3 protein-coding genes, 1 pseudogene and 1 riboswitch are annotated in these 5949 nt (G+C 44.8%); of the genes and pseudogenes, 2 read left to right on the top strand and 2 right to left on the bottom strand.

Features of this window, described 5'->3' with window-relative positions; all coding sequences use genetic code 11:
- Positions 1 to 74: 74 nt before the first annotated feature.
- A pseudogene (locus tag ROSEINA2194_RS11760) lies at positions 75 to 645 on the bottom strand (TetR/AcrR family transcriptional regulator).
- Positions 646 to 900: 255 nt separating this feature from the next.
- On the opposite strand from ROSEINA2194_RS11760, the gene ROSEINA2194_RS11755 reads away from it, so the two are divergent.
- Positions 901 to 2283 carry an MATE family efflux transporter gene (locus tag ROSEINA2194_RS11755; RefSeq protein WP_007887216.1) on the top strand — a complete coding sequence of 461 codons (1383 nt, stop codon included), beginning with the start codon at positions 901 to 903 and terminating at the stop codon, positions 2281 to 2283.
- A gap of 9 nt (positions 2284 to 2292) precedes the next feature.
- Here ROSEINA2194_RS11755 and pap read toward each other — a convergent pair whose 3' ends face one another.
- Positions 2293 to 3762, bottom strand: coding sequence for a polyphosphate:AMP phosphotransferase (pap, locus tag ROSEINA2194_RS11750; RefSeq protein ID WP_007887214.1), 1470 nt, complete (start codon positions 3760 to 3762; stop codon positions 2293 to 2295).
- Positions 3763 to 4184: 422 nt separating this feature from the next.
- A riboswitch (glycine riboswitch) is annotated at positions 4185 to 4280 on the top strand.
- A gap of 199 nt (positions 4281 to 4479) precedes the next feature.
- Between pap and ROSEINA2194_RS11745 the strand changes: the two genes are divergently transcribed.
- Entirely contained in the window at positions 4480 to 5889 is a 1410-nt protein-coding gene (locus ROSEINA2194_RS11745) for an alanine/glycine:cation symporter family protein (RefSeq protein WP_007887212.1), read from the top strand.
- The last annotated feature ends 60 nt before the right edge of the window (positions 5890 to 5949 follow it).

Genomic DNA, 5949 nt, shown 5'->3' with positions numbered 1-5949 from the left:
GTAAAAAATCCTATGGGTGTCTGCGAAACGCCCCATAATATTCTTTCAATTGCTCAAATCTTCTTTATCGCAAATTACATTTTTTCCTTCACCTGTTCAAAATTACGGATGGAATTGGCAATATTACCATGCAACGTCACTGCGAGCAGATCTACGATCTTCTGATAATCCTCTTTCATTCCGCGGTCGATCCAGTCTAACATGATTCCGACAAAACCGTATTTGTAAAAATCTGCAATAAACTGTTTATCTGTTTCCGGCAGATGATCTCTGGAGCATTTTTCCTCGACAACATCCGCAATCAGCTGGTATGTCAGTTTGTATAGAAAACTCTCGATTTTTTCACGTCTCACCGAATGATAGACGTTCATAATAAATGGCTTGTTTTCCAGCACTGCCTCAAAAATCTGGGCAAAACCCTCCTGCCAGGTATCGTAAGTTTTCTTATCCCGAAGGGCTTTTTTTGCCGTCTTCCACACATGCCCACTCCACCAGATCATAGATATCCTTGAAATGATAGTAAAATGCCATACGGCTGATCCCACAGTCCTCTGTCAGATCTGCGATAGTGATCTTATCAAAAGGTTTCTTTTTCAAAAGCTCTTTCAATGACGCTTCCAGTGCAATTTTGGTTGTATTCAATATCTGCTTCTCCTGTTTTTCGCTTGCTTTATGAGTTCCATTTTATCTGCGTTCTTCGGTTTGGTAAAGCCTTTCCGTGATTCTTTCATAAAAATTTCAGAGACATTTTATAATTTTTTATTCTTGACAGAAAATGTTAGCAGACTTACAATTTTTCTGGTTTCAAATGATTCACAATTTTTGATGTACAATTTGATATTATAAATGAAAATACAGACATTTTGACACCTGAATTTTATAAAAAAGGAGTTTATCAACATGACACAGAAAAAACAAATGCCAAATCCACTTGGTACCGATAGGATTTCCACGCTGGTGGCACGTTTTGCTATTCCAAGCATTATCGCAATGCTTGTCAGCGCAGTTTACAATATCGCTGACCAGCTTTTTATCGGAAATGCAGTCGGCACGCTCGGAAATGCTGCAACCAATATCGCCTTTCCGCTCTCTATGCTCTGCACTTCGCTGGCATTGCTTTTTGGGATCGGCGGAGCAGCAAGCTTTAACCTTCATATGGGAGCAGGGCGAAAAGAGGAAGCGCCTTATTATATCGGCAACTCCATCACTATGCTGCTCTCACTCGGATTTCTTTTGCTGCTTATCACCGAACTGTTTTTAAATCCGCTGTTAGTGCTCTTTGGTTCCCCGGCAGATGTACTCCCACTGGCAGAGCAATATGTCCGCGTCACAGCGGTCGGTTTTCCATTTCTGATCTTAACCATCGGAAGCGGTCACCTGATCCGTGCGGACGGCAACCCGAAAATGGCAATGTTTGTCACGGTTTCAGGTGCTGTCATTAATATTGTCTTAGACGCACTGTTCGTATTCGGTTTCCAATGGGGAATGTACGGTGCTGCCTGGGCGACTGTCATCGGACAGATCATCTCCGCTGCGATCGCGATCCGTTACCTCATGCATTACCGCACTGTGACATTAGAAAAACAGCATTTTATCCCTTCCGGGAAAGTTCTCGCACAGATCTGTTCCCTCGGCATGTCCTCAGGCATTAACCAGATTGCCATGATGATCGTGCAGATCGTCATGAACAACCTGTTAAAACACTACGGCGCACAGTCCGTTTATGGCGAATCCATCCCGATCGCCTGTGCCGGAATTGTCATGAAGGTAAACCAGCTTTATTTTTCTATTATTATCGGACTGTCCCAGGGAAGCCAGCCAATTGAAAGTTTTAATTACGGTGCAAAGCAATACAAACGGGTGAAGGACGCTTTCCTTCTCGCAGCGTCAGTCGGTGCGGTTGTATCCATTATTTCCTTTTTGCTGTTCCAGCTTTTCCCGAGACAGATCCTTGGTCTGTTCGGAAGCGGAAGCGAAGAATATTTTGAGTTCGGTGTCAACTATTTCCGAGCCTTCCTGTTCTTCACCTGGTTAAACTTTTTGCAGCCGATCTCCTCGATGTTTTTCAGTTCCATCGGAAAAGCGTACAAGGGAACTTTCCTCTCCCTGACCAGACAGATCATGTTCCTGCTGCCGCTTATCGTTGCACTGCCGCATTTTTTCGGCATTATGGGCGTACTTTATGCAGGACCGATCGCCGACCTTCTGTCCTTTGCAGTCGGTCTTAGCATGGTGATTGTTGAATTCAAACATATTAATAAGCTGGAAGCTGAGCTGGCTTAATATTATCCTTTACCCCAACACCTTCTCCAGCTCCTCCACAACGATCTTAAGAGCTTTGATCCGGGCATATTTCTTGTCGACAGACTCTAAAATATGCCACGGAGCATAGGAGGTGCTGGTCTTTTGGATCATCTCATTGACCGCTGTCTCATACGCATCCCATTTGTCACGGTTACGCCAGTCCTCGTCTGTGATTTTCCACTGTTTTTCCGGTGTATTCTGTCTCTCATTAAAACGCTCAAGCTGCGTATCTTTGTCGATCTGCACCCAGAATTTAATGATCACAGCACCCCAGTCGTGAAGTTCTTTTTCAAATTCGTTGATCTCATTGTAAGCACGCATCCAGTCATTTTCACTGCAAAATCCCTCCAGACGCTCCACCATCACTCTTCCGTACCATGTGCGGTCAAAAATAGCGATATGTCCTGTTTTCGGCAGTCTCGTCCAGAAACGCCACAGGTAATGTCTTGCTTTCTCATGAGGTTCCGGGCTTGCGATCGGATGAACTTCGTAACCGCGCGGATCAAGTGCTCCTGCAATCCGCTTGATGTTGCCGCCTTTTCCTGCTGCATCCCAGCCCTCATAGGCAATGATGACCGGCACTTTTTTCCGGTAAAGACGATTGTGCAGCTCACCGAGCCGGTTCTGCAGTTCTTTCAGTTCTTTGCGGTACTCATCCGCCTCAATCTCTTTGTCCAAAGGCACTTCTGCCAAAAGCGGCATCCGCACTAACGGAAAAACATTCTGCAAAAGAGGTACTGCCAGCTTCTGATTACTCAGCGCAATCTCGATTCCCTGTGTCAATGTCTCTAAAACCTGAAGTTCCGTCCATTTTCTCGACTTTGCATCAATAATGTACCACGGCGCAGACGGCAAATTCGTGTTCTTCATATAGGAAGAAAATGCCTCTTCGCACTTCTCATAATGACGGTTCTGCCAGAGATCATTTTTGCTGACGCGCCAGACTGTATCTTTTTCATGCTCCAAGTGTCCGATCCGTTTTGCCTGCTCTTTCTCCGGGATATGCAGGAAAAATTTCATGACCAGATAACCGTTATCGGTAAGCTGCCGTTCAAAACGTCGCACACTCTCGATCCGTTTTGCATAATCCTCATCGGAAAGTTTTCCGTGCAGCTCGTCTTTTACGATCTCGTCCATCCAGCCCGAATCGAGAAATACGAACTTTCCTTCTTCCGGGATCCGTCTGAAATAGCGGTATAAAAATGGTTTTCGACGCTCTTCCTCACTCTTTTCTCCCATTGATTCCACCTTGAAGAAACGCGGATCGATATTCTGGATTACCTGACCGATCACGGAACCTTTTCCGGCAGTTCCCCAGCCTTCCATGAGCACAAGTACCGGTATCTTCTGCTCTTTGATCAAAAGCTGCTGTTTTGCCAGCTTTTCTTTTGCAGCGGCAAGGCGCGCTTTGATTTCTTCCTCATCCGGTTTTTCCATTGCTTTCCATTCCTGAAGCATAAAAAATCCCCCTTCTCTTACACTTTTTCATCATCAATCCATATCTCCGCGATCACGTTCCGAAGATACACGGATCTCTGCCTGTTACTCTGTTGTCATTCTTCTTTTAGTTTCTCTCAAAATTTCCGAAACATCAAGTCATTTTCACACTTTTTATATTTTTTTCAGAATTTGACAGTTTTATTCTTCTACCTATATTTTCGTATACTTGTTTTCTTTTATAAGCGTTTCTTATGAATCAGTTTTTTCTCCCTATTTTTTTGCATAAATGCAGGAAAACAGGAAAAACCTCCTTGCAATTTGTATTCTTACACGATATAGTTGAATCAACAATTTCGAGATGAAGTTTGCAGGAAAACGACGCAAGTCTACCGAAGGAGTAACACTCTCAGGTGCCGGTCATACCGGTGCAACTGTAAATGGATCGACTCTCTGGAGACACCCGGATGAACCGGGGGCCGAAGGTGCAACATACGTTTTCGTATGAATCTCTCAGGCAAGCGGACAGAGAAGATATCTTAATTGCACACATAAGATTTCATTTTATATGAAGTTTTCTGATTACGTATCTTCCTATCCCATATATTTTTATATGGGATATTTTTCTGTCAGTTCATCCTGTTTCCGGTCATCATCCCATTTTCATTGCAAGATATTTTTCTGTGATACTGCATGCACTCGATGTATATATTGAAAGAAAGATAGAGGTTTAGAAACATGTGGAGTGTAATTAATGATTTTCTTGTCAATGTTGACAATTTTGTCTGGGGTGTGCCATTAATGGTGCTGATCATGGCGGGCGGCCTGCTGCTTACGGTGCGCCTCGGTCTGTTACAGATCCGGAAGCTTCCCCTTGCGCTGAAATGGATGATCCAGAATGAGGAAGAGGCAGAAGGCGAAATTTCCAGTTTTGCTGCTCTCTGTACTGCTTTGAGCGCAACGATCGGTACCGGTAATATCGTTGGTGTTGCTACCGCTGTCTGCGCCGGCGGTCCGGGCGCTCTGTTCTGGATGGTCGCAGCCGCTTTTCTCGGAATGGCTACCAAATATTCCGAAGGACTTTTAGCTGTCAAATACCGTGTCGTTGCTCCTGACGGTCACAGCCTTGGCGGTCCTTTCTATTATATTGAACAGGGAATGGGAAAAAACTGGAAATGGCTTGCGAAGCTTTTTGCATTTTTCGGCGTCTGTGTCGGACTTTTCGGTATCGGAACTTTCAGTCAGGTCAACGGTATCGCAAGTGCGATCAACGGTTTCTTTGATCCGGACAATGCACACTGCGTCAAGATTCTTCCTTTCCTCGGAGAATATTCCTGGTCAGTCGTGATCGCATCCCTGATCCTGACGGTCTGTGTCGCAGCCGTATTGATCGGCGGTGTAAAACGGATCGCAAGTGTGAGCCAGATCGTTGTACCTTTTATGGCGATCCTTTATTTTGCTTTTGCCATTATCCTGATCATCTGCAATATTACTGAAGTTCCTGCCGCTATCAAAGTGATCGTAACCGCTGCTTTCACACCGAAAGCTATCACCGGCGGTGCTGTCGGAAGTATGTTTGTCGCTATGCAAAAAGGTGTTGCCCGCGGTATTTTCTCAAATGAGGCAGGACTCGGAAGCGCCCCGATCGCAGCTGCTGCTGCACAGACAAAAGAACCTGTCCGTCAGGGACTTGTCAGCATGACCGGAACTTTTATCGACACGATCGTAATCTGTACACTGACCGGACTCTCCATCGTCTTAACCGGCGCATGGCGGGTCGAAGGCTTAGAAGGTGTGGAAGTCACCACTTACGCATTCCAGCAGGGACTTCCTTTCCCTCCGGCCGTGTCCTCTTTTGTATTAATGCTCTGCCTTGTATTTTTTGCATTTACAACAATTCTCGGCTGGGATTATTACAGCGAACGCTGTCTTGAATATTTAAGCGGCGGCAATTTAAAACATGTGAAAGTCTACCGCTGGATTTATATTTTTGCAGTATTTATCGGACCGTATATGACCGTCAGCGCTGTGTGGACGATCGCTGATATTTTCAACGGACTGATGGCTCTGCCAAATATGATCGCACTGTTCGCATTGAGTGGGGTTGTTGTCAGGGAAACAAAGGAGTTTTTTAAGAAACAGAGTTAGGCAATTATTTAATGTGTCACATTGTAAACTTAGTTGCCAATTTTAGCTCATACGTAAAGA

Source organism: Roseburia inulinivorans DSM 16841, assembly GCF_000174195.1.
Taxonomy (GTDB): Bacteria; Bacillota; Clostridia; order Lachnospirales; family Lachnospiraceae; genus Roseburia; species Roseburia inulinivorans.
The sequence above is the reverse complement of the archived record's forward strand: the minus strand, read 5'-3'. Positions and strand labels throughout refer to the sequence as shown.

Excerpts from the sequence above, each read along its gene's own strand:
- pap (WP_007887214.1), bottom strand. The coding sequence starts at position 3,762 with ATGCTTCAGGAATGGAAAGCAATGGAAAAACCGGATGAGGAAGAAATC.
- ROSEINA2194_RS11755 (WP_007887216.1), top strand. The coding sequence starts at position 901 with ATGACACAGAAAAAACAAATGCCAAATCCACTTGGTACCGATAGGATT.
- ROSEINA2194_RS11745 (WP_007887212.1), top strand. The coding sequence starts at position 4,480 with ATGTGGAGTGTAATTAATGATTTTCTTGTCAATGTTGACAATTTTGTC.